Origin of the sequence: Thiothrix caldifontis, assembly GCF_900107695.1 — a bacterium.
Classification (GTDB): Bacteria; Pseudomonadota; Gammaproteobacteria; order Thiotrichales; family Thiotrichaceae; genus Thiothrix; species Thiothrix caldifontis.
The window spans coordinates 110,366-137,154 of sequence record NZ_FNQP01000012.1 but is presented as its reverse complement, the minus strand read 5'-3'; the positions used below and the strand labels follow the sequence as shown (position 1 = coordinate 137,154).

The 26,789-nt window shown below is 52.1% G+C and carries 26 protein-coding genes, 1 tRNA gene and 1 pseudogene; 11 read left to right on the top strand and 17 right to left on the bottom strand.

Annotation, left to right across the window (positions count from 1 at the left end):
• Nucleotides 1-53: 53 nt before the first annotated feature.
• Together BLV87_RS19390 and BLV87_RS11670 are read right to left on the bottom strand one after the other, a co-directional pair.
• Entirely contained in the window at nt 54-212 is a 159-nt protein-coding gene (locus BLV87_RS19390; RefSeq protein WP_175517813.1) for a hypothetical protein, read from the bottom strand.
• Nucleotides 213-313: 101 nt separating this feature from the next.
• Nucleotides 314-643: a glycerophosphodiester phosphodiesterase family protein gene (locus BLV87_RS11670; protein ID WP_139282176.1), complete on the bottom strand. Its 330-nt coding sequence runs from the start codon at nt 641-643 to the stop codon at nt 314-316.
• Between the two features lie 161 nt (nt 644-804).
• Here BLV87_RS11670 and BLV87_RS11665 point away from each other — a divergent pair, with 161 nt between their 5' ends.
• From BLV87_RS11665 to BLV87_RS11635, 7 genes are all read left to right on the top strand, one after another.
• Nucleotides 805-1,617: a TIM barrel protein gene (locus tag BLV87_RS11665; protein ID WP_175517918.1), complete on the top strand. Its 813-nt coding sequence runs from the start codon at nt 805-807 to the stop codon at nt 1,615-1,617.
• A 121-nt stretch (nt 1,618-1,738) separates the two neighbouring features.
• Complete coding sequence (locus BLV87_RS11660) at nt 1,739-2,044, top strand: isoamylase early set domain-containing protein (protein WP_245707009.1); 306 nt, start codon at nt 1,739-1,741, stop codon at nt 2,042-2,044.
• Between the two features lie 89 nt (nt 2,045-2,133).
• Nucleotides 2,134-3,987, top strand: a complete 1,854-nt coding sequence (gene nadN / locus BLV87_RS11655) for an NAD nucleotidase (RefSeq protein WP_093068877.1) — start codon at nt 2,134-2,136, stop codon at nt 3,985-3,987.
• A 260-nt stretch (nt 3,988-4,247) separates the two neighbouring features.
• A complete protein-coding gene (gene gph, locus BLV87_RS11650; RefSeq protein WP_093068875.1) occupies nt 4,248-4,919 on the top strand; it encodes a phosphoglycolate phosphatase in 672 nt (223 codons plus the stop codon).
• Entirely contained in the window at nt 4,919-6,229 is a 1,311-nt protein-coding gene (locus tag BLV87_RS11645; protein ID WP_093068874.1) for a DNA recombination protein RmuC, read from the top strand. Before gph ends, BLV87_RS11645 begins: the two co-directional genes overlap by 1 nt.
• On the top strand, nt 6,213-7,142 hold the full coding sequence (locus tag BLV87_RS11640; RefSeq protein ID WP_093068872.1) for a hypothetical protein: 930 nt from the start codon (nt 6,213-6,215) through the stop codon (nt 7,140-7,142). Before BLV87_RS11645 ends, BLV87_RS11640 begins: the two co-directional genes overlap by 17 nt.
• Before the next feature lie 3 nt (nt 7,143-7,145).
• Nucleotides 7,146-8,051, top strand: a complete 906-nt coding sequence (locus BLV87_RS11635) for a hypothetical protein (RefSeq protein WP_093068871.1) — start codon at nt 7,146-7,148, stop codon at nt 8,049-8,051.
• Here BLV87_RS11635 and rlmB read toward each other — a convergent pair whose 3' ends face one another.
• Complete coding sequence (rlmB, locus tag BLV87_RS11630) at nt 8,052-8,795, bottom strand: 23S rRNA (guanosine(2251)-2'-O)-methyltransferase RlmB (protein WP_093068869.1); 744 nt, start codon at nt 8,793-8,795, stop codon at nt 8,052-8,054.
• A complete protein-coding gene (gene rnr, locus BLV87_RS11625) occupies nt 8,795-11,134 on the bottom strand; it encodes a ribonuclease R (RefSeq protein ID WP_093068886.1) in 2,340 nt (779 codons plus the stop codon). The genes rlmB and rnr overlap by 1 nt, the downstream gene beginning before the upstream one ends.
• 141 nt (nt 11,135-11,275) lie before the next feature.
• On the opposite strand from rnr, the gene BLV87_RS11620 reads away from it, so the two are divergent.
• Nucleotides 11,276-11,362, top strand: a tRNA-Leu gene (locus BLV87_RS11620).
• Between the two features lie 50 nt (nt 11,363-11,412).
• Here the strand turns inward: BLV87_RS11620 and BLV87_RS11615 are convergent.
• From BLV87_RS11615 to BLV87_RS11600, 4 genes are read right to left on the bottom strand one after another with little or no spacing between them, the layout of a single operon-like run.
• Complete coding sequence (locus tag BLV87_RS11615; RefSeq protein WP_093068868.1) at nt 11,413-12,102, bottom strand: Dph6-related ATP pyrophosphatase; 690 nt, start codon at nt 12,100-12,102, stop codon at nt 11,413-11,415.
• Nucleotides 12,102-13,229, bottom strand: coding sequence for an NAD(P)/FAD-dependent oxidoreductase (locus BLV87_RS11610; RefSeq protein ID WP_093068866.1), 1,128 nt, complete (start codon nt 13,227-13,229; stop codon nt 12,102-12,104). The genes BLV87_RS11615 and BLV87_RS11610 overlap by 1 nt, the downstream gene beginning before the upstream one ends.
• Nucleotides 13,230-13,231: 2 nt before the next feature.
• Nucleotides 13,232-14,617, bottom strand: a complete 1,386-nt coding sequence (gene cysS, locus BLV87_RS11605; protein ID WP_093068864.1) for a cysteine--tRNA ligase — start codon at nt 14,615-14,617, stop codon at nt 13,232-13,234.
• A gap of 18 nt (nt 14,618-14,635) precedes the next feature.
• Nucleotides 14,636-15,055 carry an OsmC family protein gene (locus tag BLV87_RS11600; RefSeq protein ID WP_093068863.1) on the bottom strand — a complete coding sequence of 140 codons (420 nt, stop codon included), beginning with the start codon at nt 15,053-15,055 and terminating at the stop codon, nt 14,636-14,638.
• A gap of 359 nt (nt 15,056-15,414) precedes the next feature.
• On the opposite strand from BLV87_RS11600, the pseudogene BLV87_RS20070 reads away from it, so the two are divergent.
• A pseudogene (locus BLV87_RS20070) lies at nt 15,415-15,495 on the top strand (hypothetical protein); the annotation flags it as partial.
• A 9-nt stretch (nt 15,496-15,504) separates the two neighbouring features.
• Here BLV87_RS20070 and BLV87_RS11595 read toward each other — a convergent pair.
• The 9 genes from BLV87_RS11595 to BLV87_RS11555 all read right to left on the bottom strand — a co-directional run bounded on the left by BLV87_RS11595 (nt 15,505) and on the right by BLV87_RS11555 (nt 23,229).
• Nucleotides 15,505-15,864 carry a septal ring lytic transglycosylase RlpA family protein gene (locus tag BLV87_RS11595; protein ID WP_093068861.1) on the bottom strand — a complete coding sequence of 120 codons (360 nt, stop codon included), beginning with the start codon at nt 15,862-15,864 and terminating at the stop codon, nt 15,505-15,507.
• 96 nt (nt 15,865-15,960) lie between these two features.
• Entirely contained in the window at nt 15,961-17,040 is a 1,080-nt protein-coding gene (locus BLV87_RS11590; protein ID WP_093068860.1) for a 4Fe-4S binding protein, read from the bottom strand.
• A gap of 3 nt (nt 17,041-17,043) precedes the next feature.
• Nucleotides 17,044-17,712: a TorD/DmsD family molecular chaperone gene (locus tag BLV87_RS11585; protein ID WP_093068858.1), complete on the bottom strand. Its 669-nt coding sequence runs from the start codon at nt 17,710-17,712 to the stop codon at nt 17,044-17,046.
• Nucleotides 17,712-18,425, bottom strand: coding sequence for a 4Fe-4S dicluster domain-containing protein (locus tag BLV87_RS11580; protein WP_093068857.1), 714 nt, complete (start codon nt 18,423-18,425; stop codon nt 17,712-17,714). Before BLV87_RS11580 ends, BLV87_RS11585 begins: the two co-directional genes overlap by 1 nt.
• Nucleotides 18,426-18,445: 20 nt before the next feature.
• Nucleotides 18,446-20,215: a molybdopterin-containing oxidoreductase family protein gene (locus BLV87_RS19990; protein ID WP_281241321.1), complete on the bottom strand. Its 1,770-nt coding sequence runs from the start codon at nt 20,213-20,215 to the stop codon at nt 18,446-18,448.
• A gap of 5 nt (nt 20,216-20,220) precedes the next feature.
• Nucleotides 20,221-21,006 (bottom strand): molybdopterin-dependent oxidoreductase, encoded by a 786-nt coding sequence (locus tag BLV87_RS19985; protein WP_281241320.1) that lies wholly within the window; start codon nt 21,004-21,006, stop codon nt 20,221-20,223.
• Complete coding sequence (locus BLV87_RS11570) at nt 21,003-21,941, bottom strand: hypothetical protein (protein ID WP_093068855.1); 939 nt, start codon at nt 21,939-21,941, stop codon at nt 21,003-21,005. Before BLV87_RS11570 ends, BLV87_RS19985 begins: the two co-directional genes overlap by 4 nt.
• A gap of 81 nt (nt 21,942-22,022) precedes the next feature.
• Nucleotides 22,023-22,898 carry a hypothetical protein gene (locus BLV87_RS19385; RefSeq protein WP_175517917.1) on the bottom strand — a complete coding sequence of 292 codons (876 nt, stop codon included), beginning with the start codon at nt 22,896-22,898 and terminating at the stop codon, nt 22,023-22,025.
• A gap of 46 nt (nt 22,899-22,944) precedes the next feature.
• On the bottom strand, nt 22,945-23,229 hold the full coding sequence (locus BLV87_RS11555) for a hypothetical protein (protein ID WP_093068854.1): 285 nt from the start codon (nt 23,227-23,229) through the stop codon (nt 22,945-22,947).
• 263 nt (nt 23,230-23,492) lie between these two features.
• Between BLV87_RS11555 and BLV87_RS11550 the strand changes: the two genes are divergently transcribed.
• Both BLV87_RS11550 and BLV87_RS11545 read left to right on the top strand, forming a co-directional pair.
• Nucleotides 23,493-25,391 carry an ATP-binding protein gene (locus BLV87_RS11550; RefSeq protein ID WP_093068852.1) on the top strand — a complete coding sequence of 633 codons (1,899 nt, stop codon included), beginning with the start codon at nt 23,493-23,495 and terminating at the stop codon, nt 25,389-25,391.
• Nucleotides 25,388-26,749 carry a sigma-54-dependent transcriptional regulator gene (locus BLV87_RS11545; protein ID WP_093068851.1) on the top strand — a complete coding sequence of 454 codons (1,362 nt, stop codon included), beginning with the start codon at nt 25,388-25,390 and terminating at the stop codon, nt 26,747-26,749. Before BLV87_RS11550 ends, BLV87_RS11545 begins: the two co-directional genes overlap by 4 nt.
• The last annotated feature ends 40 nt before the right edge of the window (nt 26,750-26,789 follow it).

The window sequence follows — 26,789 nt, the reverse complement described above, 5'->3', positions numbered from 1 at the left end:
CGGTTTCCAGAAGTGCCAACGTATGGCGAATTTTGTGTGAAATCTACGTCAAATTACTGATTATCCTCATCCAACACTGGATCATGCTCACCGGATTGTGGGAAATACCCCAGCGCAGCCTCACCAAAGGTGTTCAAGCCATTCAGGAACAGGCTTCCCATCTTGCCGCCTGCATCGCTGAGCGACGCAGCTTGATAAAATGCCTCAAGCAACTGGCAAAACTCTTCGCTTCTTCAACCGCTTGCCGACAAAACAAACGGAGGAAAAAACCTAATAATTGGATGAGATTACAGCAAGTTAGGGAATGGAGGGCTTAAAGTTGATGCGTATAGACGTCGCATTCGATAATGCCAGCACCCATGCGGGCAGCCGCTTCGTAAGATTCTTTGGTGTGTTCAGGAAATTGCAGCGCTGCGCCGCGATGACCGATGGAAAAATCGGTTTTGCGGAAGGGTTGATTGCCGCAATGTTGCAATTCATCTTTCAGTTGACCGGCATCCATGTCCTCAACCAGATAATAAGGGCGCGGGCCGACTTGAATATTGTCAGCAGGGTTGAGGTCAGTGGCGTGAGCGAATGGCGTGGCGGTAATGAGAGCGAGTAGCGTGGTACTCAAATGAAAACGCATCAGTTCAGTGTGCATAGTAAGCCTCCTTGGCAAACGGGTTAGCACGTTCAGCCTAGCAGAGCCTTGTGTACAGAGGATGATTAAGCCTTGACAAAAATGTGACAGTTTGGCGGATTCACACCACTGCAACACAAAACCGGTAACATTCGCGCTGACCTTTAAACAGGAGTATTGCTGTGCAAACCTTTGGCTATAAAGTCGTCGAGAAAAACCGTGAAGAAATCGAGCCGGTTGTCAATGCTGCGCTTACTCAGCGACGCCCACTGGAAGTTGGCTTGTATTTTGGTAATCAAGCGGCGTGGGATTTTATTCGCAGCAGCTTGCAGCAAGCGCCAAAGCGCATCCCGGTCAATACGCATCTGGATCATCAACGCCTCAGCTTATTCACGATTGCGGGTGTGGAAGAGCAATTGCACCAGCAGCTTACCTTGGCGCAGGAAATCGGCTCCAGTTATTCGATTACGCACCTGCACAATACGCCAACCAGCCAGCGTCCGGCACATCGCAAAGCGTTGGCAGAGCATTTAACACGCCAATTACAGGTTTTGGAAGCGGTATGCGCCGAATACCAGCACCCCATTTACATTGAAAACACCTACCATAATCTGGAATTTTACCGCTGGTTTTTTGAATTGGTCGAGCGGCTGGAATTGCTGCATATCCACCACTGCTTCGACATCGGACACGCCAAAATCTGGTCACAGGAAAAACTGCCACAGTGGGTGTTGTGGTTGCGCGAACTCAGCGACAAAGGTTTCCACATTCACTTTCACCTGCACGCGAATAACGGGTTGGCGGATCAGCACCTTTCCTTCATAGAAACTGAGGTGTCAGGCATGAACCGTGCCGACAGTTACACCTTGAAGTGGGATTACTTTGAGGCCATCGCAGAATTGCGTGATTACTTCCCGACTAGCCGCAAAGTGTTTGAAGTCAAGCCGTGGTATGCGTTGGACAATATGGCACTGGTGATGGAGCGGTTGGGGTAGCAATCAGTTGGCATAAAAATTGCTTAACATTTTTGTGAGAGAATGCCCATTGGTAGTTTTGAAAACGAGAGAAAGTCGAGAGGTTTTATGTTCACGCTTTCTTGAGCAAAGAGATTAAATTATGTTGAAAAAGCAATACTTGAAAACCCGTCCTGCCTGCAAAGTCACGTTCCGCATTAGTAAACACGCCGCAAAGTCTGCCCGTGAAATTGCGTTGGTGGGGGATTTTAATGACTGGAATGTACAGGCAACCCCCATGACCGCTCTGAAAAACGGTGAATTCACCACCGTGCTGGAACTGGATACTGGGAAATCGGAATACCAGTTTCGTTATTTGTATGATGGTAGCTATTGGGAAAATGACTGGGAAGCGGATGGCTATGTGACTAACGGTGTAGCGGGTGAAAACGGGATTGTACGTATTTGAGGCATAAGAGTTATTTATAAGCCTGCATCATCAAGTTGTCATCAAAATCCGGTATACGGAGACGACCAAGTAATAATCTGGAGTCTCTGATGAAACTAAAGTATTCTTTTCTCGTAAGCACGTGTATTTCTGTGTTAGGTCTGGTGAGCGGCTGTAATAATAATGAGACAGTTGCTATTAGCACAGATGTTCCAGCAACTAGTCTGCGCATTTTGCACATCAACGACCACCACTCACACTTGCAGCCTAACAGTGCCACCCTGACGCTGGCGGGTAAAGCCACAGCGGTCAAGACCGGTGGTTTCCCACGTGTGGTAAATAAAATCAACGAATTGGCAGCCAGCGGCGGCAATGTATTGAAACTGCACGCGGGTGATGCGATTACTGGCGATTTGTATTACACCCTGTTTAAGGGCAAGGCAGATGCTGAGCAGATGAATCAGGTTTGTTTTGATGCATTCACTTTAGGGAATCACGAATTTGATGCTGGGGATGCTGGATTGAAAAACTTCCTCGATTTCCTCAACAGCAGTGCAGCGTGTAAAACCGAGGTGTTGTCTGCGAATGTGCAGCCTAAAGTTGGTACTTCACCACTGACGTTGAATTCTGCCACCGATTACATCAAGCCTTACACCATCAAAGAAATCAACGGGCAGAAATTTGGCATTATCGGCCTCACCATTGCAGGCAAAACCAAAAACTCTTCCAGCCCGGATGAAACCACCACGTTTGCAAATGAAGCGACTACCGCACAAAAATACATCGACGAATTGGCGGGCAAAGGCGTTAACAAAATTATTTTGCTGACGCATCAAGGTTACGGTAATGACCAAACCATCGCCAAGCAGCTCAAAGGCGTTGACGTGATTGTGGGCGGCGATTCGCATACTTTGCTTGGGGATGGTTTCAAAGCCTTCGGTCTGACACCAGCAGGTGCTTACCCGACCAAAACCACTGATGCGAACGGCAAGCAGGTGTGCATTGCCCAAGCCTCGCAATACAGCGACATCGTGGGCGAGTTGAGCATTGAGTTTAACGCCAGTGGTGAAGTAAGCGCGTGTTCAGGTACACCACACCTGTTGTTAAGTGACACTTTCCAAGTGAATAAAGTGGAACTGACGGGTGCAGAGCGCGAAGCAGCATTAAAAGCGGTAGCTGATGCACCGGAACTGTCTATTGTTACTTCGGATGCAACTGCTCAAGCCAACCTCGATAGTTATTCCAAACAAGTCGATGTGTTAAAGCAAACCAAGATCGGGGTAGCCGCTGAAACGCTGTGTCACGAACGTATTCCTAACCAAGGTTTAAGCAAGACCGCAGGCTGTACCGTTGCTACCCAATCGCATGGCAGTGACATTGCCAATATTGTTTCCAAAGCCTTTTTGGAAATGAGCCTGACATCTGACATTTGTTTGCAGAATGGTGGTGGTGTGCGTATTGATGTCCCCGCAGGCGACATTACCCTTGGCACGGCTTACACCTTGCTGCCGTTTGCGAATACTCTAACCGAGATGGATATGACCGGAAAAGAGATTATTGACTCGTTGGAAGACGGCATTGATTTCGCGCTGAATCCGCAAGGTTCGACAGGTTCATACCCGTATGCAGCCGGTTTACGTTGGGATGCTGACTTGTCTAAAGCTAAGGGCGCGCGGGTCACGAATGTACAAGTGAATCCGCGTGTGACGGGGGCGTGGGTGGCGATTGACCCGGCGAAAACCTACAAGGTCGTGACCAATAGCTTCCTTGCAACGGGTGGTGATGGCTATACCACATTTAAAAACTTGGCAGCCGATAAAAAGCTGAATACGTATCTGGATTACGCGCAATCGTTCGCGGATTACGTGACCCGCGAAACAGCCGCAGGGCGGAATGTGGTGAAGTTGCCCGTAGAAGAATACAGCACCCAGCAGTTCATCGACAAAGACGGTATTCTGCGTTAAATGACAGTATCAGTCAGTTGAGTGGTGAGTGGCTGGAATCCTATGCTATGGAGTCCAGCCACATCCATTCATTAAGACATCCAACCCCTTGGGTCTTGCCGCTTTCCACCTCACTCGCTGAAACAGCCGTGGAAAATAGCGCCCCATGCGCCAATAGTGCGATAATCACTACCCTGTTTCAGGTGTAGCATAAACATCTCTTAAAAATAATGTCTTGCTGATCTTGTTTTACGTAACTGCTGATTGTATGGATGCATCTCATGCCGACAAGTTCTTTTTTTCCCATAAAATGTGTACTGTTTGATCTGGATGGTACGTTGCTGGATACTGCCCCCGATTTGCTGGCTGCTTTGAATGCCGTTTTGGTTGCAGAAGGGCGTGAACCTTTTACCTTAGCGCAAGCGCGTCACACGGTTTCTCACGGCAGTATTGGCATGTTGGAGCTGGCGTTTGGAACGGAACAAAGTACTGACGATTTGCAACGTCGTCGTGCGATTTTTCTCGATTATTATCAAGCGAATATCAGCCGCCATTCACGTTTGTTTGATGCGATACCCACCGTGTTGGAAACCTTGGAAGCAGATGGAACGCCATGGGGAATTGTCACCAATAAGCCTGAATACCTGACATTTCCGTTATTGGTGGCGTTAGATTTGCACACGCGTCCCGCTTGCATCATTGGCGGCGATACCTTGCCGGTGGCTAAGCCGCACCCCGAACCCTTGTTGTTGGCGGCGCAACGTTGCGGTATTCCTCCCGCACAATGCCTGTATGTGGGTGATGCGGAACGGGACATCGTGGCGGGGCGTAATGCCGGTATGCAAACCTTAATTGCAGAGTGGGGATATTTGAATGCGAATAATGAGCATCATGCTTGGCCTGCGGATGGCAGCCTTATGCACCCTTCTGAATTGCTGGCGTGGTTAACTTGATGGAGAGTGCTCCGTTTCAATTGGGCGCATTCATTGATGACAATATTGTGGTGGTCACAGCGCTCATTATGTTTGCGTTAGGGGCATTGCTTGCCCATTTTATTTACAGCGCACCGTTGCGGCAGGCGCAGCGTGAATTGGAACGCCTACAACTTTTGCGGCAAACCGAAGAGCAAATCAATGAGGAACGCTTGCGGATGTTGGATGATGCGCAAGATCGCTTGCATCATACCTTTGCTTCCTTGTCGCAGCGGGCGTTGCGCGACAATAATACCCAGTTTTTGCAATTGGCGCACGAAACGCTGGGACGGTTTCAGGTGGAATCGCGCACCGATTTGGAACAACGCCAGTTGTCGATTCAGCATTTGGTTGACCCGATTCGGGATGCATTGGCAAAAACCGAGGCACAAATTCAGCAGATTGAAAAAGACAGGCACGCGAGTTTCGGGGTTCTCAGTCAACAGATTCGTGGCATGATGCACGATCAAACCGCCTTACGCGATGAAACCGGGCGCTTGGCCTCGGCATTGCGTACCCCCGGTATCCGTGGGCAATGGGGCGAATTGAGTTTGCGTCGGCTTGCAGAACTTTCCGGGATGATTGAACACTGCGATTTCGTCGAGCAAACCCAGCGCAGTAATGCGGAACGCACCATTCGCCCGGATATGGTGATCCGAATGCCCGATGCCCGCGAAATGATTGTGGACGCGAAAGCGCCGATGGATGCCTATCTTGATGCAGTGAATGCGGATAACGAAGATAGCCGTAAACGGCATTTGCAACGCCATGCCCGCCATGTACGTGATCATGTCAAAGTGCTGGCGGGCAAACGTTACTGGGAGCAGTTTGAACAATCGCCGGATTTCGTGGTGTTGTTCATTCCCGGTGAGCAATTTCTCGGTGCGGCTTTGGAGCAGGATAAAACGCTGTTGCACGATTCCCTCAACGACAAAGTGATCCTCGCCACACCCAGTACCTTGGTGGCGTTATTGCGAGCCGTAGCATTTGGGTGGAAACAAACGGTATTGGCCGAAAACGCCAGCAAGGTGCGTGATTTGGGTGAAGAATTACACAAACGTCTTACGGTTTTCCTTGACCATCTGGAGCGTTTGGGGCGTAATCTCGGCAGCAGTGTGGACACTTACAACAAGGCGCTAGGTTCGCTGGAACGCAGTGTGTTGCCGGGGGTGCGCAAACTGTCGGAGTTGGGGATTTCATCGGGGCGGAACATTACCGAACCCGTGCCGGTCGAAGCCATACCACGCCGTCCCTATGTCAAGGATACTGAAACTGATGCTGAAACCGATTAAAACGCGCTATTACCTGACCCTGTTACAGATGCTTGTCGTCTTGTTCCTTCTAGGGGTGGTGGTGTTGCTGAACAAAGCGCAAGTAGCACAATTTTTTTACTCGACGCAAGCCGGACAATTGGGTTTGGTGTTGAATGGCATTATTTTGCTGATTTTTCTCGTCGGTTTGGTACGCATGATTTTTATGTTCCTCAGTTTTACCCGTGAGCAAGATATGCTGCAACGTTTTCTTAAACGGGTGGATGAGAATGTGCCGAATCCTGCTTATGGTTTGCCTGAATCTGCTCTGATTGTGGATCGTTATTATGCGGTGCAAACCATTGCCCGCCAGAACGCGGGTGTGAATCAAGCCGCATTGGCCTCCACGTTAGCAGCAGGAATGTCGACTCAATTCACTTTAGTAAGATTCGTGCATAACATTCTGATTTTAGCCGGTGTGTTTGGTACGGTGGTATCGTTGTCCATTGCTTTGATGGGGGCAGCGGGTTTATTGGATTCTCCTGAAAATATGCAGCAAATGGGCACGATTATTGGAGGTATGTCCAACGCGCTGAGTACCACGATTACAGCGATTGTCTGTTATGTATTCTTTGCGTATTTCCACTTGCGTCTGCAAGATGCGCGTACCCAGTTATTAGCGAATGTTGAAAATGTCACAACGCTCTATATTTTGCCGCGCTTTAAGCATGTGGAAAATAGCTTGATGCATGATGTGGCGGTATTGGCCGCTGAATTGCGTAAGGCAGCTGAGGCGATTCATGTGATTCAAGATCGCTTCTTGCACGCAGGTGAGCGCCTGCAATTGGCAGCGGATGATTTGCAAGTTGCGGTGAGTCAGAGTGGCGACAATATTCGGGTGATTCGCGACTCGATCCGTGAAGGTTTTCGCCTTGACGACAAACCGAAGGGGTAGGGCATGAGTGACGGGCATTTTTCCTTCGCTTCTCTCATTAGTTCGCGGGATGAATACGAGGAAAGTTTTTGGCCATCCTTCACTGACATTATGATGGTCATTACCATGATTTTTCTGATTGTGACGGTAGCGGTGGTGCTGACGAATACGCGCTTATTGGACAATTTGCGTAACAGCGTTTTAGCTGAGCAGGCGGCACAATTTGAAGCCCAGCAATCCGCGCTCGAAGCTCAGCGTGCCGCTCAGGAAGCACAACGTGCGGCGTTTGAGGCTCAGAAAGCTACCCAGCAAGCCGAATTCCAGCTTCAGGCTAATGCCACCTTGGAAGAGCAACTGGAGTATTTGCAACAACGTTCTTCCAGTTTGGAAATGGAATTATTGCGCAGTCGTGCGGAAGCCGAAGCGGCTCGCAGTGCTAGCACCGATAAAGAGGCGGAGCTGACGCGCTTGCAAACCCTCAGCCGTGAACAGGCGGATACCTTAGGTTTACGCGAAAAAGCGATCATTGAATTGCAAACCAATTTAGATGAGAAAAGTTCACAAGTGATTGGTTTACAGACGAAAGTCGATGAAAGTGAGAAGAAGTTGCTGAGCCTGCAAGGTGAATTTACTGAACTCGATCAAAAATACCAGAAACTGCTCAAGCCCGCCCGTTCCGCCAAAGGCAAACAGGTGGTGGAGGTGGTGTACAGCAAAAACGGTTACAGTATCCGCAAACCGGGGGAAACGGCGGCGCGTAGCGTCAACCGTTCCGTCTTGGATGGCGAGTTAAGTGCATTGAAAACGCAGCATGGCACGGACTTGTACGTGAAAGTTATTATTCCCGACAATAGCGGCTTGTCGTACAACGAGGCTTGGCGCTTTACCAGCGAAATGCTGAAAAAATACGACTACTATTCTGAACCATGATCAAGACGTTTGCCGCTGCCGCAAGGCTTCGTACAAGCACACACCCGTCGCGACTGACACGTTCAAGCTGGAGACTTGTCCAGACATCGGGATCGAAATCAGGTAGTCGCACGATTCTTCGGTCAAACGGCGGATACCAGCGCCTTCCGCACCCATAACCAGTGCCATCGGCCCTTTCAAATCGGCTTGATACAAGGTTTGCTTGGCTTTGTCGCTTGTACCCGTCAACCAAATTCCGCGACTTTTCAGTGTTTCCAGCGTGCGGGCAAGGTTGGTTACGGGGATAAACGGGATAATTTCTGCCGCACCAGAGGCAACTTTACGCACGGTCGGCGTAATGCTGGCAGCATTATCCTTCGGTGCAATGACTGCGTGCACGCCAGCTCCTTCGGCGGTACGTAAACACGCGCCCAGATTATGCGGGTCAGTCACACCATCCAATACCAGCAGAAACGGTGGTTCACTCATGCCATCAAGCAGGTCGTAGAAGTCGTTTTCTGTCCACGCTTTGAGTTTGTAATACTCGGCAACAATGCCTTGGTGGCGGTTATTGCCTGCCATCTTGTCGAGTTTATCGGCATCGGTGAGGAGAATGCGCATTCCGCTTTCTTCCGCTATCTTTTCTAATTTTTTCAGGCGGTCGTTGCGGCTGCGTTTGTCCAGCCAGATTTGTCCGAGGTTTTCGGTATCGTTGCGCAAGGCACTTTCAACGGCATGTACGCCGCAAATAATGGATTTTGACATTAGACGTTTGGTTTCTTCTTACGGGGTTTTTTGCTTGCCGGTTTTTTCTTACTGGCAGGTTTTTGGCTGGCTGTGGGATCGGTTTTAGAGGCGTGTTCCACTTTGCCTTTGCTGGTAGCAGGCTTGCGGCTTTTGCCGTTGGGCTTTTTGGTACGGTCGGCTGTAGCTTCGCCATCCACTTTGGCTAGTACGAAATCAATTTTGCGTTCATCTAAGTCTACTCGTGCCACGGTGACATGGATGGTGTCGCCCAAGCGGTAGATGCGCCCAGAGTTTTCACCGGTCAAACGATGATGGGCGGGGTCGAAATGGTAATAATCGCTGGTCAAAGCGGTGATATGAACCAGCCCTTCTACGTAGATGTCGCTGAGTTCCACAAACAGCCCAAACCCGGTAACGCCTGTAATGATACCGCTGAAGCTTTCACCAATGTGTTCCTGCATGTATTCGCATTTAAGCCATGCGGTTACATCACGGGTAGCGTCATCGGCACGTCGTTCCGTCATGGAGCAGTGTTCACCTAGCGCTACCATTTCTTTGTGCGTGTATTGGTAATCTTTCACTTTTCCACCACGCACTAAGTGACGGATGGCGCGGTGTACCAACAAGTCAGGGTAGCGGCGAATGGGGGAAGTGAAATGCGCGTAATGCGTTTGTGCTAAGCCGAAATGCCCATCGGATTCAGGGCTGTAAACCGCTTGCGACATGGATCGCAACAGCACGGTTTGAATCATGTGCTTGTCGGGGCGTCCTTCTAAACTATTGAGCAATTTGGTGTAATCGTTTGGCGTGGGGTTTTCACCGCCATCAAGCGTTAAGGCTAGGCTCGCGAGGAATTGGTGTAAATCGGCCAGTTTTTCTGGCGTAGGGCCTTTATGGGCACGGTGCAATGCGGGGATTTTGTACTTGCTTAAGTACGTAGCGGCGCACACATTGGCGAGAATCATGCATTCTTCAATCAGCTTGTGGGCATCGTTGCGTTCGGTGGGGATAATCGCTTCGATTTTGCGTTCGGCATCGAAGACGATGCGGGTTTCAGCGGTTTCAAAGTCGATTGCACCACGACGGTCACGCGCTTTGCGGAGGACTTTATAGAGCGAATACAAGTCATCAAGGTGTTCGCACAGTTCAGGTGTGTGCTTGCGGCGAGCTTCCATATCGCGGTCAACCACGATTTTTGCCATCTCTGTGTAAGTGAGGCGGGCGGCGGAATGCATGACGCCTTCGACAAATTGGTAACTGATCAGTTTGCCGCGTGCGCCGATTTGAATGTCGCAAATCATGCACAGACGGTCTACGTGTGGGTTGAGAGAACATAGACCGTTGGACAGAATTTCAGGCAACATTGGGATAACTTTGCCGGGAAAATACACGGATGTGCCGCGTTCTGTGGCTTCTTGACCAATCGCTGAATCGGCTTTGACGTAGTGGGAGACATCGGCAATGGCGACCAGTAAGCGCCAGCCGTTGCCATCACGTTCGCAATACACTGCGTCATCGAAATCTTTGGCATCTTCGCCGTCTATGGTAACGAAGGGGGTATCACGTAAGTCTTCACGGTTGAGTTTGTCGGCTTCGGCGACTTCGTAGCCAAATTGATCGGCTTCTTCACGAATTTCGGCTGACCAGTCGTGAGGAAGCTGATGGCTGCGGATCGCAACGTCAATTTCCATGCCGGGAGCCATGTGATCGCCAAGTACTTCGACAATTTTGCCGCTGGGCTGGGCACGTTTGGAGGGTTGTTCGACAATTGCCGCAACCACGATTTGACCGGGTTGGGCGTTACCAGCAGCTTCCGCTGGGATGAGAATGTCTTGGCTAATCCGCGAGTTGTCAGGGGTGACAAAACCGATATTGCCTTCAATAAAATAACGCCCGACGACTTGGGTTGTGCCACGTTCCAGCACTTCGACGACTGCACCTTCGCGGCGGCCTTTGGGATCAAGGCCACGCACACTGCATAGAGCACGGTCACCGTGCATTAAACCATGCATTTGCTTGGCGTGTAGGAAAAGGTCGGGTGTGCCATCATCCGGTTTCAGAAAACCAAAACCATCGGGATGACCAATGACGCGCCCGGCAATCAGGTCGGTGCGTTCGATGGGGACATACTGGCGGCGGCGGTTATAGAGTAATTGCCCGTCACGCTCCATGGCACGTAGGCGTTTTTTCAGCGCGTCAGTGTCACGCTCGTCATATAAATGCAAGGCGTCTGCAAGGGTCACAAAGTCCAGCGGCTGCCCGCGTTCTGTCAACACAGAGAGAATGACTTCACGGCTAGGGATGGGGTTTTCGTATTTCTCGGCTTCGCGCTGGCTATGGGGATCGTTAAACTTCAAAAAATCGTCCTTTTGTGGTTTGTGCTGTTGTCTGCGAGCATTGTACCAAAAAAATGTAATAAAAACGCGGTTTGGTGTTTGACAAGATGCTGTGAGCGCTATATATTTCGCGTCTCGCAAGGCATTACTGCTTTGTGAATTGCCGAGATGGCGGAATTGGTAGACGCGCTAGTTTCAGGTATTAGTGGGGGTAACCCCGTGGAGGTTCGAGTCCTCTTCCCGGCACCAAAATTTAAAGGCTAGTCAGAAATGACTGGCCTTTTGCGTTTTTATACGTATCAGCCCAATGGAATAATATCCGCATAAGCAAACCCATTGCGCTCAATAACCGTACCGACATTTACCGGAATGTGTTTTTTGAACATGGGGCCAGCCACTACCACAGTATGAATTTCACCGTTTTCCCCACACGGATGACAGTCATCAGGGAAGCTGGCAATCACGTCTTTAGACCAACGTTTGCCAGCAATATGTGCCGGAAGCTTATTCAGGTCAACGCTGCTAATGTGCGCGTGTAACCCTGCAGAAAGCATGGCTTCGACCAAATACCGCGTACACATACCCCACAGTGGGAACAGCGGGCTAATGCCGCTGCCTTGCAGTTGCCGTTCGCGGTATTGGCGGATTTCATTCACAAACAGATCACCAAAGGCCATGCATTCCACCTGATGATGAGCCGCAGTAGCGATGTATTCCTGCATGATGGCATCGTATTGATCATTGCTGCATTCATCGGGCAAGAACACTAACTCAATCGGCAACCCCGCTGCTTCTGCTTGACGATGCAACATTTCGATACGGGTATCGTGCATGGAAGCACGGTTGTGTTTCTGCTCAATCAGCGTAAACAAGCCAACCAGTTCAATGCTAGGGTCTTGTTGCAACACATGTAACGCCCACGCACTATCTTTACCGCTGCTCCAACTGAGCAGGGTTTTCTTTTTGCTACGAAGTTGTTGGTTGGGCATTAACGGTACTGCCGCAGATACCACCACTCAAAGCCGCGTTTCATCCAGTGAAATACGCGACAAGACGGTAATACCAGTGAACGTTTTTCAGTTCGTGCGACCAAGGTGCCTTTATTGACTGAATCGACGATACAGACGAGTTCTACCTTGAATGTTGCATTGGTGGAGCCACCATTTAACTCACCTAGCAGGTTTTTAGCCGCAGCTTCTGCCTGCAAATCCGCCATGTGTGCTTGTTTGGGCATCCAGTCGGGGCCTGGGAAACTGCCGGAATCACCCGCTACGTAAACCTTGTCCCAACCGTCTACTTTGCAATGTTGGTTGGCTTGGAGCAAGCCGCCAGCAGAACGGGGCAGGGTGGTGTTGTCGAACCACAGATTGCCCGTCATGCCCGGCATGAACAGGATCAGGTCAGCGTTGAATTCGCCACCTTCGGTCGTCACTTTCTCAGCGGTAAAGCTTTTCATCTTGTGACCAAGGTGCGTTTCGATTTCGCGTTTACCCATTTCAGAGAGTAAGCCGGACATGGCTTTGGGGCCAAGGCGATTGCCGGGCTGCGGGGCAGGGCTGAAGAATACCAAGTGGAATTTGTCGCGGCGGTTTTGCTGGCGCAGCAAGGTATCAATACCAAACAGAAACTCGAACATGGGGCCGCCCCGCATGGCACTTGGTTCATTCGGGTTGCCTGCGAAACCCACGGCGATGGTGCCACCCTGCATTTCTTTCAAGCGGTCGCGGATTTTCTCCGCTGCGCTGATGCCTTCGCAGGGGGTAATGGCATGTTCGATACCGGGCAGTTTTTTGATGAAGCGTCCGCCAGATGCGATGATCAGGCCATCATTAGCGACATCCCCCTGATCGGTTTCAACAATTCGCCCGCCATCGCGTAGCCCTGTAACATTGCCTTGGTGGAATTTGACGTCCATGCGCTTGAAGAAGTTAGCCAGCGGTACGGTCAAATCTTCGCGGGTACGCAAACCATTGGGAATCCAGATAATTCCCGGCAAATAGTGCAATTCCGCACGCGGTGCAATCACGGTGATTGCTACTGACTTATCGTGCTGGCGTAATGCGCGTACCGCACTCAGGGCAGCAAAACCTGCCCCAATAATCGTAATGTTTTTCATGTTTATACTCGTTTCCAGGTTGTGCCGTTCGCACCGTCTTCCAGAATAATGCCTTGTGCTTTGAGTGCGTCACGGATGCGGTCGGATTCTGCCCATTGTTTGGCTTTGCGGGCATCTAGGCGTTGTTGAATCAGGGTTTCAATCGCCACATCATCCAAACCACCCGCATCTGCTGAGCCTTTGAACCAGCTTTCGGGGTCATCTTGCAATAAACCGAGCACATTACCAAGGCGTTGCAACAATGCCCCAAGAGCTGCTGCCGCCGCATCACTTTGAGTTTTACGGATACGGTTAATGTCACTGGCGAGTTCAAATAGTACAGCAATGGCTTCTGGTGTGTTGAAATCGTCATCCATGGCGGCAATGAAACGGTTTTCATAATAGGTGTAAGCCGCAGGCCCTGATTCCGGCAAACCACGGATAGCGGTGTACAGGCGTGACAACGATGCCCGCGCTGCATCCAACTGATCAGTGCCGTAATTTAACTGGCTGCGGTAATGACTGTTTAAGATGAAAAAACGCACTTCAGCGGCTTTGTAGTCTTTCAAGACTTCACGGATCGTGAAGAAATTGTTCAGCGACTTCGACATCTTCTCATCGTTGACGCGAATGAAGCCGTTGTGCATCCAGTAATTGACGTGCTTATGCCCCGTGCAACCTTCGCTTTGGGCGATTTCGTTCTCATGGTGCGGGAACTGCAAATCACTGCCGCCACCGTGGATGTCAAAATGATCCCCCAGCAGCTTTTGCGACATGGCGGAGCATTCGATGTGCCAGCCGGGGCGTCCTTGTCCCCAAGGCGCATCCCATGCCGGTTCGCCCGGTTTTACTGCTTTCCACAAGACAAAATCCAGCGGGTCATCTTTGATTTCATCGACAGCAACCCGTTCGCCAGCCCGTAACTCGTCCAGCTTGCGCCCGGAGAGTTTGCCGTAGCCTGCGAATTTGGAGACATCGTAATACACGTCGCCGTTTTTGCCTTGGTATGCCATGCCTTTGTCGAGCAAGACCTGAATCATGTCCAGCATTTCCTGGACGTTACCGGTAGCGCGGGGTTCGGCATCAGGGCGTAAGACGTTGAGTGCATCTTCGTCTGCGTGCATGGCATCGATGAAACGTTGGGTCAGCACGTCCATCGGCTCGCCGTTTTCAGCCGCACGTTTGATGATCTTATCGTCAATGTCAGTGATATTACGGACGTATTCCACTGCGTACCCACTGGTTTTGAGGTAACGGTATACCGTGTCAAAGACCACCATGACCCGTGCATGACCCAAATGACAGTAATCGTAAACCGTCATCCCGCACACGTACATGCGTACTTGTCTGGGTTCGATGGGTTTGAAGACTTCTTTCTGGCGGGTCAGGCTGTTGTAAATGTGTAACATGAGGCTTCTTCAACAGGGTTAATCAATCAGTTTACTGAGAATAGTAGCACCGTGGCTCAAGGTTTTGTGAACGGGGCAACGGTCGGCAATGTCTAACAAACGTTCGCGCTGGTCAGCGGTAAGTTCACCGAGAATTTGGATGTCGCGCTCAAACGCACTTTGTTTATTGGCATCGCGGCTGTGGCGCAAGGTGACAATGACGTTTTCGACGGGCCATTTCTTGCGCTCAGCATACATGCGGATGGTCATGGCAGTGCATGAGCCTAATGCAGCTTTTAGGTATTGATATGGCGCAGCCCCTAAGTCATCACCACCCAGCGGTACGGGTTCGTCGGCAACCATTTGGTGCTTGCCCGCGTTAATGTCGCAGGTGTAGGTATCCGCTTTATCACGCAAACTGACAATAACGGTATGAGGATCTTTGGGTTGTGCTTCCATGTGTTTCCTTTTTGTGAAGGTCGATGCGCAGCGTTTGGGTGTCAACTGGATAAGGTCCAGACGTTTCTGCAACCGGTAGCAACGGATCGACGTCTGCCTCATCCAGCCGACTTTTGCATCTTCGGATTTTATCCCGTTTATGAAAAATTGCCATGTCTCGAATAGGGCATATTCCAGTGCTGCATTAGTCTGGGCGGAATGTTAGCGGAAAGGTGGGTTGCCTGCCAGCCTATGAGCGGTTGCACAGGTCGTATTTACCTAGTTTATGGGTTTCAGCCTTGCCTAAATCCTGCTATTAATCCAGCAGGGATTTTGAACAGGGGAATTGACGGATTATGTCTCAGCCAATCTAGGTTTTTATCAGTTATAGCCATGATGATGACGCGCATCGTGAGTTTGTGCTGTGTTTGGCAAACCGTTTGCGTACCGAGCAGGGCTTTGATTGTGTGTTAGTCAAGCACCACTTCCAGTCGCACCTCCGCCGTACCCGGCAGAATCAGCCCAAGCTGTTCCGCTGCTGCCAACGACACATCAACAACCCGCCCCGCTTTGTAAGGCCCCCTGTCATTCACCCGCACAATGACAGAACGCCCGTTTTGCAGGTTGGTTACGCGCAGCAACGTGCCGAAAGGCAAATTGGGGTGGGCGGCGGTCATGGCATACATATTGTACAGTTCACCGCTGGCAGTCGGGCGACCATGGTATTGCTGAGCGTAGTAAGAAGCCTTACCTGCCATTCCCGTGCCAAGCGTTTGGCAAGCGACCAGAAAGCAGCAGGATAGTAGCGGCAAGATGTTGGATTTAGTCATGGTGTACCCTCGTTTCCGAAACAATTACGCAGTAAAGTGCCAAGAAAAATGAACACTTTTAGCCAGAATCATTCACTATTATGAACGATTACGTAATCAATACACCTGAAACAACTGCCGATAATGGTTCGTATGGGAACAAATCCTGCAATACTGCCGCAACGCATTGCCATCCACCGGGTAATGAAAACGGCTGCCACATGCCTTACACGTTGCCTGCACCAGCAGAATTTCCCCGCTGCCCACGCAGTCCTCCATCTGCCTAACCTTCACCGCATCCCGTTCACAAACATCCGCACAAATCCCACACCCCGTGCAACGTTCCGCCTGAATCCGATAAGCCAGCGCCCGCCCATCCTCGTGCTTTTCCAGTTGCAGTGCCTGATGTGGGCAAAGCTGCACGCACGCATCACAGCCGTTGCAACTAGCGACATCCAGCTTTGGCACAAACGGGAATAACGCCTGCTGTCCTACAGTCACCGCCGGAAGTTGTATCGCCCACGGCAACGGAACCGCCGTTTTCGGGCTAGAAGCTTCCACCCGCTCCATGCCTTTCTCCACCATAAAAGTCACAGCTTGCTGAAAGAACCGGCGTCGGGTAAGCACACTCTCTTGCTCTCCTCTTTGCAAAAGGGGGGCAGGGGGGGATTTTCCTTCCGCGTGCCGCATAGTAGCCACACCCCGGCTCGCCAGCAGCTTGTTCAACTGCGTCAGCCGTTCCCGAAAAAGATCCCTACCCCCATAACGCGGGCAGGTTTCACATTTGCCGCGAGAGGACAACACCTGTTGATAACCCGCCCGGTAATGCTCCAGCAATAGGCTGGAAGTGACTGCATGGAGACAGGGAACCACGCCATCGCCATTGATTCCTTCCTCGGAAAATTCACAAGCAAACAGCAATGTTTTCCTGCCTTCCAGCAGCCACAAGGCGGGCAGCAAGGTTTGCCCTAACGCCGCCTCGGTACAAGCCGCGACACACAAGCCGCAACCATCACAACGTGCGGTATCAATCTTCAAGCTGGTATCGTCCAGCAACCAAGCCTCATGCGGGCAAGCCTGCACGCAACGCGTACAACTTGCCACTTCGCAACGGCTATGGACACAGCGTTCAGCAATCACCTCCGGGATAGTCCACGCCCGCTTTAATTGTTGTAGCCAACCCAATGACAAACTCATGGCTTACCAGCTTGGCGCAACGCCGGGGTAAAACTTCACCGGCTGAGGGAGAGATTCTGCCAGTTGTTGCGCCTGTAACTGCACTTCGACTTCCTCATGGCTCAGGCGCGGCACACCGAGTGTTTCCGCCAGCAGGTCACGGGTATGTTCCACATACATAGCTGTTTCCACTGCCAACTCCGCATAAAGCGCAGTGGCACAACGTTGCGCTACCCGGTGTGCAAACGGTAGCAACCAGCGCAAAAGGTGTTCATCCAGAAAACGGGCAGCTTCTGCCAATAGTTGCAGATTATTGTCCACCGTCGCCTTTTCCAGTAGGAAAGCCACGAACAGCAACTGGTTCACTAGATGGTCATCCGCCATGCGCCGCCAGTTGGGGACAGCCAAACCGTACCGCGCATACCATTCGCGTACCTCGAACATCGGTTGCTGACACACCAGTTCCTCATCATCCAGCCACACCGATTCCTGCGGAGAACTGTGGAATTTGCCGTGGAGGTAGATGTCAGCGAAGTCGCAAGCGAGTTCATCCAACAAGTTTTCTGGTATCTCAGGGGGAAACTCATTGGTGGCGGGAAACTCCATTGCCCGTAATGCTTGTATCCGTTCCCGCGTCAATTCCGTGGCGTGCAAATCTGCCAGCAGCCGCAAGTCATGGGCTATATCCTGCATTACTTCGGCTCCTTGGGTTCATCCACCCGCCCGTTGCTATGGGCGATAAACACGATCGAAGGGTTCGTCAATTCCGGGTCTGCCATGCTTTTGACCTGACGTACCAGCTTGTCCTTTTCGTGTGGAGCCATTGCCTTGGTGGGGTAAGTTGCTTCGCGCAGCTTGTCGATGGGGCCAATATCGAGCACCCGCATCATGCACGCCATCACGCAATACGGTTTGCGCCCTGCATCAATCTCGTCCACACACATATTGCATTTGGAGACGATGTTCTGTTCGGGGATGAATTGCGGCGCACCATACGGGCAAGCGGCTTCACAACGGCGGCAGCCAATGCACAGGCTGGAATCAATATCGACGATGCCATCTTTTTTGCGCTTGTAGATTGCCCCCGTCGGGCAGGTCGGCAAGCACGCGGGTTCGGCGCAATGGTTGCACGACATATTGACCTTGTAGGCATACACCGCCGGGTAAGTGCCGCCTTCCACGTACATCACGCGGCGGAAACGTGGCCCCGGAGCCAAGCCGTTTTTATCCTTACAAGCGATTTCGCAAGCGCGGCAACCGATGCAATCGACGTTATTGTGGATGAAACCGAATTGCTGGGCAGGTACAACAGGGGTGTAAACCTCTTTTTTGTGCCGCACGATAGCTTCCTTGATCGTGGCCTTGTCCTGTAATACCGGATTCTTGGGTACTGGCTCGTTTGCCATAGGGGATTCTCCTCGAAAGATTACAGGTCACGCCGGAACACATGGCTGCGGGCAGTTGCCAGCCTGTCCCAACCGGGTTTGTGCGCAAGGTCGGTTTTCTGGATGCTTGCCAGCACCGTGTTATAGGCAAACGAACCGGCGGGGCTGGGTTCGTCCAGCGTCAGCATGTCGGGGTTGCCGGAACGGTCGATACCGTTTTCATCCAGATCCAGCCACGCGCCTTCGTAGATCACCAGCACACCGGGCATACAACGTTCGGTCACATACGCGGGAACCACTACCTTGCCGCGATCATTGAACACTTCCACGGTATCGCCGGTTTTGATACCGAGCTTTTTCGCATCAGCAGCGTTGATAGTCACTTCCTGTTCATAGGTTTCGCGTAACCAGCCGATATTGTTGAAAATCGAATGGGTGCGGTGGCGCGGGTGCGGCGAAATTAAATGGAACGGGTGTTTGGCGGTCTTTTCCTTGTCGCCCAAGTACTCAAACGGCTCAATCCATTTGGGGATGGCAGGAATTTCATAGCCGTAAGCCGTTTTTGTCCAGTCGTCATACTGCGCCAATTGCCCCGAAAAGATTTCGATCTTGCCGGATGCGGTAGGCCAAGGTACGCCTTTTTCCACGTTATCCTGAAACGCGACGTGCGGGCGATCCAGCTTGAATTTGTAGATGCCGTATTTCTGGAATTCTGCCCACGACATATCAACGTGTTGATGCGCCATGACTTTGTGTTCCCACCATTCTTGCAGGTAGGCGTTATCCACTGCATCGTTGTAGAGGAAATAATCGCGATTGGCTTTGGGATTATAACGCTTGCCAAACTGATCACCGCCCAGCCGGTAAGCCAGTTCGGTGTAGATTTGCAGGTCAGTTTTACTTTCACCTAGTGGTTCAATCACTTTGGGGCGGTGAATATAGTAATGCCCCTTGTACCATGGCAGTGCCACGTCATGGCGTTCAAAATGGGTGGCGATAGGGAACAGCACATCCGCATACAAGCCGGACGGGGTAATGGTGGAGTCATTGCACACCACCAAGTCCAGCTTGTTGATTGCCTGAATTTCTTTATTGATATTGGTGAGCTGGTTAAACCAGTCCGAGCCTTGCCAGAAAATGCCGCGAATATTGGGAATGACCCCATCACCCGCTTTGCCACCCGGCCATAAGCCAATCTCTTCGCGCTTTACATTGGGGTAGTTCAATACGCAATGCGCCCAGCGGTCAGATTTGATGGATTCGTAAAATACATTGGCGAATTCGTCGTAAGGGTAGGCGACACCTTCGGCGTGCCATGCCTTGCCGATGCCTTCCGCACAACCGCCCAAAATGCCGATATTGCCGGTCATGGACTGCAATGCGGCTGCCATGCGGTTGTATTGTTCACCGTAAGCATTGCGCCCCGGAGCCCAGGACGCTTTGAGCGCGGCAGGTTTGGTGGTGGCGTACAATTGCGCCAATTTCTTAATGTCGTCTGCGGAAACCCCGCAGATTTCTGCTGCCCACTCCGGTGATTTCGGGGTGTTGTCGTATTTGCCGAGGATGTAATCTTTGAAGTTTTCCTTGTCCTTCGCCCAGTCGGGCATTGTGCCAGCGTCCATGCCTTGCACAAACTTATTGATGAAGTTTTGGTCTTGCAGGTTGCTGGTAAAAATGTAGTGCGCCATGCCCGCCATCATCGCCGCATCGGTATTGGGGCGGATCGGAATCCACCACGCATCATACGCAGACGCTGAATCGGTGTATTGCGGGTCAACCAGCACGAACTTGCAGCCGTTCTGCTTCGCCATGCGCATTAGTAGAAGGTGTTGCCGCCGTGGAAGGTATACGCCGGGTTCCAGCCCCACATAATGATCAGTTTGGAATGCGCAAACGTGTCATCTTCGTTGCCGTCTTCAATCGTGCCGAAGGTGGTTTTCGAGCTGAATTTCGTGCCTTCATACGATGGCACTGACCACGAACTGGTGCGGCAGCCGTACATGCCAAGGAAACGCCCCAGCAAGCCTTCAATCTGGTCGGATTTGTGCAATACGCCGTAGGATGCGCCCGCGTAACTTTGGTCAAGCAGGGCGGTGGGGCCGTATTTGTTTTTCAGCTCTTCCATTTTGCCCGCGACATGATCGAGTGCCGCATCCCATGAGGCGCGTTTGAATTTGCCTTCGCCGCGCTTGCCGGTGCTGATCATCGGGTAGAGCAGGCGTTCCTGCGAATACAGGCGCGAACGGTAGGAACGCCCGCGCAAACACGCGCGCATTTGCGGCTCTTCAAAGGTATCCTTGCCGAATTCTCCGCCTTTTTGGTAACGCCCATCGTCGGTGGAAAGGCGCACGATTACGTCACCTTTTTTATGTGCCACCAGCATGTGGCGCGAGCCGCAATTGTGGGCGCAACTGGTGACGACCGTGGTCAGGTCGTTATCACGCGGGTAAGGTTCATAGGCAAATGCTTGGGCTTCCTTGGGTTTGAGCGTCAGGCCACCGGCTGCAATGGCGGCAGAACCGACTGCGGTGGTTTTGAGGAAGCTGCGCCGATCCATCTTCAGGGCGGATTTCAGCTTGTCTTGCCAGCTTGGTTCACTCATGGCTTGCTCCCTTCAATCAAGAAACGTAGGTCGGATTCGGTGGGGCGATCTTTCGCCCAGTCAGGGACGGTTGCGCCTGCTCCCGCCCATGCGTGGCGTGGGTAGGGGAAACTGGTGCGATACCATGCGCGTCCGCCGTGGCAGCCGTAGCAAGAATCGCTGTTGGCAACACCTTCCTGTTCAATCCCTGCGGCATTGAGGAAATTGACCTTGTGGCGGGTGGTGCGGATCGCTGCGTGGCACAGCAAACAGTTGTTCTGGAACGCTGCGCCGCTTTCATGCCAAGGCCCCGGCAAGCCCATGTTCTGGTAGGGGAATTGCCCGTGGCACATCAAACAGGTATTCGGGTCAACCATTTTGCGCATGGTTAAATCGGTTGGGCTGTCAGCCGCTGTGTTGGATACTTCATCGCGGGGGTTATTGCCTTGATGGCAGGTGGTGCAGCTCATCGTGGCGACTTTTTTGATGAAAGGTGCAGTCAGGTGACGTTGGTGGAAGGTCATTTGCTCGCCGTCGTAGGTATCGAGGGTTTGATACCACGCGAGGGTGCTAACTTTTTTTAAACCTGCGGGGGATGCGTCACGGGTGTTGGTATCCAACACTTCCTGATGGCATTTCAGGCAATCGGCATCCGTGGCTTTGTCGATGGCAGGTTTGAAATGGATGGGGTCGTAGTGGGCGCGTCCATAGTCGGTGACCGTTACCGAAGGTGTGGCAGCTTGTTGTGCTGGTGCTGCCTGTGCTTCATTGGCTGGTGCAGCAGTAGCTGCTATTTTTGGGGGGACTGTGGTGCTTGCGGCGATTTTGCCTGAATCGGTCGGCGGCGCAAGCGCTGCGTTGTTAGTGCTGGAGGTGAGATAGGATGTGAGTGCCCAGACAACCACGCCAATGAGGGCTATCGCGCCAATCCACCATTTGTCTTTGCCTGAATTCATGAATGACTCCTTTGGCCGTTCCCTGCTGCAAAAGCCCCCTCCCCGCGAGGGAATGGGGAGGGGTAACAGGGTGTTACAGGTTTATTTTGCTGGAGGTGTCCAAGTTTGCCCCTGCATCCCTGACATGCCGTCCATACCTTGCATCCCAGACATGCCACCCATGCCGCTCATCCCTGACATGCCGTTCATGCCCGACATACCATCCATACCTTGCATCCCAGACATGCCGCTCATGCCTTGCTGCCGTCCAGCCATGCCTGACATGCCGTTCATCCCGGACATACCACCCATACCGGACATTCCCTGCATTCCCGACATACCGCCCATGCCAGTTTGGGTAGGCACCCAAACCCATTTGCCGCCTTGACCTGCCATGCCAGTCATCCCTGACATGCCATTCATGCCACCCATGCCGGACATTCCCTGCATCCCCGACATGCCATTCATGCCGCCCATGCCGGACATTCCCTGCATCCCCGACATGCCACTCATGCCTTGCTGCCGTCCAGCCATCCCCGACATGCCGCTCATGCCATCCATGCCATCCATGCCATCCATGCCATCCATGCCATCCATGCCTTGCATCCCTGACATGCCGCCCATGCCTGTTTGGTCAGGAACCCAAACCCAAGTGCCTTGTTGGCCTGCCATGCCTGACATGCCGCTCATACCATCCATGCCTTGCATCCCTGACATACCACCCATGCCCTGCATCCCTGACATGCCGCTCATACCATCCATGCCCTGCATCCCTGACATGCCACTCATACCTTGCTGAGGACCAGCCATGCCTGACATGCCGCTCATGCCACCCATGCCCTGCATCCCCGACATGCCACTCATACCTTGCATCCCCGACATGCCGCCCATGCCTTGCTGTTGTTCGGCAAGTACTACAGGGGAAAGCAGCATCACACCGACCAACATAGCCAAGGTTTTTTTAACAAACTGTTTCATTTGAAGTCTCCATCGAAAGGTTAACTAACGGTTACGTTTCAGAACTTTACTTGTCGGTATGCCAGCCGCGCAGATCGTAAGGCGGAGTCATGCCAGCATGGGTGAAGGGGCTAAACCAGTTGCCCTGATTTTCCAGAAAGTGCAGTGAAGCGGGGTAAGGTTGTGCCACGCCAGTTAACGCGGTTGCGTACCAAGCCGCATCTTTCTGAACCTCAGTAATGGCGGGAGCAGTGGCGGGACGTTCCGCCGGGTTTGTGCCTGCGATATAGGTAATCTCGTCCGCCTGTGCGGTAGTAGCCAGCAGTGCGAACAGGAAATGGTGCATTCGCATATCGAGTTCTCTCCTCTCTCATATCCTTCATCCACTCGCTATACAGCAGGAACTGTGCCAGATGCTGGAAATAAAACATAACTATTTAATAAATAAAGATTTATTTGTTGTTTTTCTGGTTGGTTTTAGATCTTGTAGACCATGAATTCATGACAGGATGTCATAATGTGAATGACATCCTGTCACGCCAGAAGTTGATCGAGACATTTTGTCATAATGTGCGCTACACTCGTTATTGCCAATAAGGGAGTTATGTCGTGCCTATGCCTACGCAACACCTGAGCCGCCGCTTTATCATCTTCCTGTTTGGGGTATTGGGGTTGGTGTCGGTGTGTTTTTTGCTGATGTTTTACTATTTCTACAGTGCGCAGATTGCGGATGAACGTACCCAAGCCTCGCATTCGGTCAGCCTGTTGCTGAAATCGTCGCTGGAACGCGCCATGTTGCGCCGCGACTTGCCAGGATTGCGCGACATTATCAGCGATTTGGGCAAGCAGGAGGGGGTGAAGGAAGTGATGATCCTCAATCCGGCGGGTGAGGTGCGCTTTGCGTCGCAGCAAGAACGGCTGGGGCAAACGGAAGCACCGATCATCCAGCAATTTTGCCCGGACTGTACCCCCGCAAGCCTGCCGCTCGAACCCGTCACCCGTTTCTTTACCCCAAACAATGGCGGTGAACTATTGCGTACTTTCCACCCGGTCAAGAATAAGCCGGAATGTATGCAATGCCACGGTAGTAGCACATCCCACCCCGTCAACGGCATTCTGGTGGTGGATTACGATGCTGCACCGATCCGCGAGAAAGGTTGGGTAAATATCCTGATGTTGACCGGTGCAGGGGCAGTTGCAGTGCTGTTCAGCGCGGGTGCGGCATGGTGGTTTATGCGGCGTTATGTGCTGCAACCGATCAGCAGCCTTGATACCGCCAGCCATGCCTTGTCGCAAGGCAACCTCGCCGCCCGTGTTCTAGTGCGTGGCAAGGATGAAATGGCAAACCTCGCCAACACTTTCAACCACATGGCGGAACGTTTGCAACACAGCCATCAGGTATTGCAAAGCCGCGAACAGTTCTTGCAAGGTTTGATTGATGCAGTGCCGGACGGAGTGCGGGTGATCGACCCGTATTTCCAGATTGTGCTGGCAAACCGTGCCTATGCAGAACAATGCGGTGTTGCCTGCCCGGAAACCTTGCGCCAGCAATACTGCTACAAGGTCACTTACCAGCGTGATACCCCTTGCCCGCCATCGTTACGTAGCTGCCCGCTGGCAACCCTGAGTGCCGAACAACCAACCCTGAAATTCATGGAAACCTTGCATCGGGAGGATGGTTCATTGCTATCCACCGAAGTCTACGCAGCACGTTTGCCGGTGACAGCCGGGGCAGACCTTGCGTCAGAATGTCTGGTGGTTGAATCGGTACGCGATCTGGACAAAGCGGTGCAATATTCGCATGAACAAAAACTTGCCTCATTGGGCGAGTTGGCAGCAGGCGTTGCCCACGAAATCCATAACCCGCTGGCATCGGTACGCATTGCCCTGCAAGCCAGTGACCAGATACTGGATACCTCGCAGGAAAATGTCACAGAACTGAAAGATTACCTGCATCTGGTGGATGAACAAGTGGAACAGTGCCTTGATGTGACCCGCCGCCTGATGAAACTGGGCACGCTTGCCAGCGGACATCCCGAACTGGTGGAGGTGAACGGTGTGATTCGCGAAACCCTGTCGCTATTGCGTTTCGAGCGTGAACAACAGGGGATTGGCGAATCATTGCAACTGGATGCCAGCAATCCGCGCATCCTCGCGGCGGATAACGATGTGCGTATGATTATCCTGAATCTGGCGCAAAATGCCTTCCACGCCATGCCAGAGGGCGGCGAATTGCGTGTCATCACCCGCAAACAGGGTGCTACGGTTGAAATTCGGGTGGAAGACACAGGCACCGGTATTCCCGACGCGATTCTGGCGCATATTTTTGACCCGTTTTTCAGCCGTCGCCATGATGAGCGTGGTTCGGGGTTGGGGCTGACCATTACCCGCACGCTGGTCAAACAACATGGCGGGCAAATACAGGTGGCGGAACATGCGGCGGGCAAGACGGCATTTGTGCTGCATTTCCCCGATGCGGATGATGTGCAAAATGTGGCTCAGGAGGCAGTATGATTCCCTTGGTATTGGTGATTGACGACGACGTAACCCTGAATCGTTTGATGGTGGGGCAGCTCAACCGCATGGGGCACGCGGCAACCGGGGTGCATTCATGGGCGGCGGCGCAGGCGTATTTGCAACAGCATGACCCGCATCTGGTGCTGCTGGATTGCCAGTTACCGGATGCGCGGGGGCGCGATATTTTGCCGCAATTGGTCGGGGATTGCCCGGTGATCATTATTACCGCTTATGGCAGCGTCAAGGAGGCGGTCGGGGCGATGCAGGCAGGCGCGGCTGAATACTTGCTCAAGCCGGTGAATCTGGACGAGTTGCAACTGGTGATCCACAAAGTGCTGGACGCGCACAGCATGAAACAGGAATTTCTCTACCTCAAAGAGCAGGTGCAAAAGCGTAAATCTTTCATGATTGGGCAAAGTCCCGCCTTGAAAGAAGTGGAAAATATGATAGACGCGGTTGCCCCCAGCATGATGACAGTGCTGATCCAAGGTGAAAGTGGGGTGGGCAAAGAATTGGTTGCCCGCGAAATCCACGAACGCAGCCAAGTTGCCAGCCGCAGTTTCGTCGCTTTGGATTGCTGCACCATGCAGGAAAACCTGTTTGAGTCGGAACTGTTCGGGCATGAAAAAGGCGCGTTTACCGGTGCTGACCGCCAGAAAAAAGGGCTGATCGAAAGTGCCGAAGGTGGCACGTTGTTTCTGGATGAAATCGGCGAAATTACCCCGGCGATTCAAGCCAAGTTGTTACGGATATTGGAAACCGGGCGTTTCCGGCGGCTGGGTGGTACTCGTGACCTGAGTGCGAATGTGCGGGTAGTGGCCGCCACCAACCGCGATTTACTGGCAATGTCGCAGGAAGGCACGTTCCGCGCTGACCTGTTTTATCGCTTGAATGGTTTTACCATTTACGTGCCACCGTTGCGTCAACGCCGTGACGATATTCCGGCATTGGTGAAACATTTTATCAATAACCACGACTTTTCCCGGCGGGTTAACAAGCACCTGAGCGAGGAGGCGTTGGCAAAACTGGTGGCGTACCCGTGGCCGGGGAATATTCGTGAACTCAAGAATATGGTGGAACGGGCGATTATCTTGTCGGGTGATACAGCGCGAATTTTACCGGGGCATATTATGCTGAGTGATGGTGTGGTATCCACCACCGCCGCTAAGCCTGCCAGCAAAGGCGTGAGTTTGGACTTTGAACAGATACCGACGCTGGATGATCTGGAAAAACATTACCTACACTTGTTGCTGGATAAATTCAACGGGCATCGCGGTAAGGTGGCGCGGACGCTGGGGATTAGTGAGCGCAATGTATATCGCCTACTAAAAAAGTATGAATTTATGGAAGTTTGAGTCATCCGAGTCAATATTAACATTTAATAATATACTTGAA

What these genes read in the sequence shown, in the direction of transcription:
- BLV87_RS11670 (WP_139282176.1), bottom strand. Translation starts at nt 643, where the DNA reads ATGCACACTGAACTGATGCGTTTTCATTTGAGTACCACGCTACTCGCT.
- BLV87_RS11660 (WP_245707009.1), top strand. Translation starts at nt 1,739, where the DNA reads ATGTTGAAAAAGCAATACTTGAAAACCCGTCCTGCCTGCAAAGTCACG.
- nadN (WP_093068877.1), top strand. Translation starts at nt 2,134, where the DNA reads ATGAAACTAAAGTATTCTTTTCTCGTAAGCACGTGTATTTCTGTGTTA.
- gph (WP_093068875.1), top strand. Translation starts at nt 4,248, where the DNA reads ATGCCGACAAGTTCTTTTTTTCCCATAAAATGTGTACTGTTTGATCTG.
- BLV87_RS11645 (WP_093068874.1), top strand. Translation starts at nt 4,919, where the DNA reads ATGGAGAGTGCTCCGTTTCAATTGGGCGCATTCATTGATGACAATATT.
- BLV87_RS11640 (WP_093068872.1), top strand. Translation starts at nt 6,213, where the DNA reads ATGCTGAAACCGATTAAAACGCGCTATTACCTGACCCTGTTACAGATG.
- BLV87_RS11635 (WP_093068871.1), top strand. Translation starts at nt 7,146, where the DNA reads ATGAGTGACGGGCATTTTTCCTTCGCTTCTCTCATTAGTTCGCGGGAT.
- rlmB (WP_093068869.1), bottom strand. Translation starts at nt 8,795, where the DNA reads ATGTCAAAATCCATTATTTGCGGCGTACATGCCGTTGAAAGTGCCTTG.
- BLV87_RS11615 (WP_093068868.1), bottom strand. Translation starts at nt 12,102, where the DNA reads ATGCCCAACCAACAACTTCGTAGCAAAAAGAAAACCCTGCTCAGTTGG.
- BLV87_RS11610 (WP_093068866.1), bottom strand. Translation starts at nt 13,229, where the DNA reads ATGAAAAACATTACGATTATTGGGGCAGGTTTTGCTGCCCTGAGTGCG.
- cysS (WP_093068864.1), bottom strand. Translation starts at nt 14,617, where the DNA reads ATGTTACACATTTACAACAGCCTGACCCGCCAGAAAGAAGTCTTCAAA.
- BLV87_RS11600 (WP_093068863.1), bottom strand. Translation starts at nt 15,055, where the DNA reads ATGGAAGCACAACCCAAAGATCCTCATACCGTTATTGTCAGTTTGCGT.
- BLV87_RS11595 (WP_093068861.1), bottom strand. Translation starts at nt 15,864, where the DNA reads ATGACTAAATCCAACATCTTGCCGCTACTATCCTGCTGCTTTCTGGTC.
- BLV87_RS11590 (WP_093068860.1), bottom strand. Translation starts at nt 17,040, where the DNA reads ATGAGTTTGTCATTGGGTTGGCTACAACAATTAAAGCGGGCGTGGACT.
- BLV87_RS11585 (WP_093068858.1), bottom strand. Translation starts at nt 17,712, where the DNA reads ATGCAGGATATAGCCCATGACTTGCGGCTGCTGGCAGATTTGCACGCC.
- BLV87_RS11580 (WP_093068857.1), bottom strand. Translation starts at nt 18,425, where the DNA reads ATGGCAAACGAGCCAGTACCCAAGAATCCGGTATTACAGGACAAGGCC.
- BLV87_RS19990 (WP_281241321.1), bottom strand. Translation starts at nt 20,215, where the DNA reads ATGGCGAAGCAGAACGGCTGCAAGTTCGTGCTGGTTGACCCGCAATAC.
- BLV87_RS19985 (WP_281241320.1), bottom strand. Translation starts at nt 21,006, where the DNA reads ATGAGTGAACCAAGCTGGCAAGACAAGCTGAAATCCGCCCTGAAGATG.
- BLV87_RS11570 (WP_093068855.1), bottom strand. Translation starts at nt 21,941, where the DNA reads ATGAATTCAGGCAAAGACAAATGGTGGATTGGCGCGATAGCCCTCATT.
- BLV87_RS19385 (WP_175517917.1), bottom strand. Translation starts at nt 22,898, where the DNA reads ATGAAACAGTTTGTTAAAAAAACCTTGGCTATGTTGGTCGGTGTGATG.
- BLV87_RS11555 (WP_093068854.1), bottom strand. Translation starts at nt 23,229, where the DNA reads ATGCGAATGCACCATTTCCTGTTCGCACTGCTGGCTACTACCGCACAG.
- BLV87_RS11550 (WP_093068852.1), top strand. Translation starts at nt 23,493, where the DNA reads ATGCCTACGCAACACCTGAGCCGCCGCTTTATCATCTTCCTGTTTGGG.
- BLV87_RS11545 (WP_093068851.1), top strand. Translation starts at nt 25,388, where the DNA reads ATGATTCCCTTGGTATTGGTGATTGACGACGACGTAACCCTGAATCGT.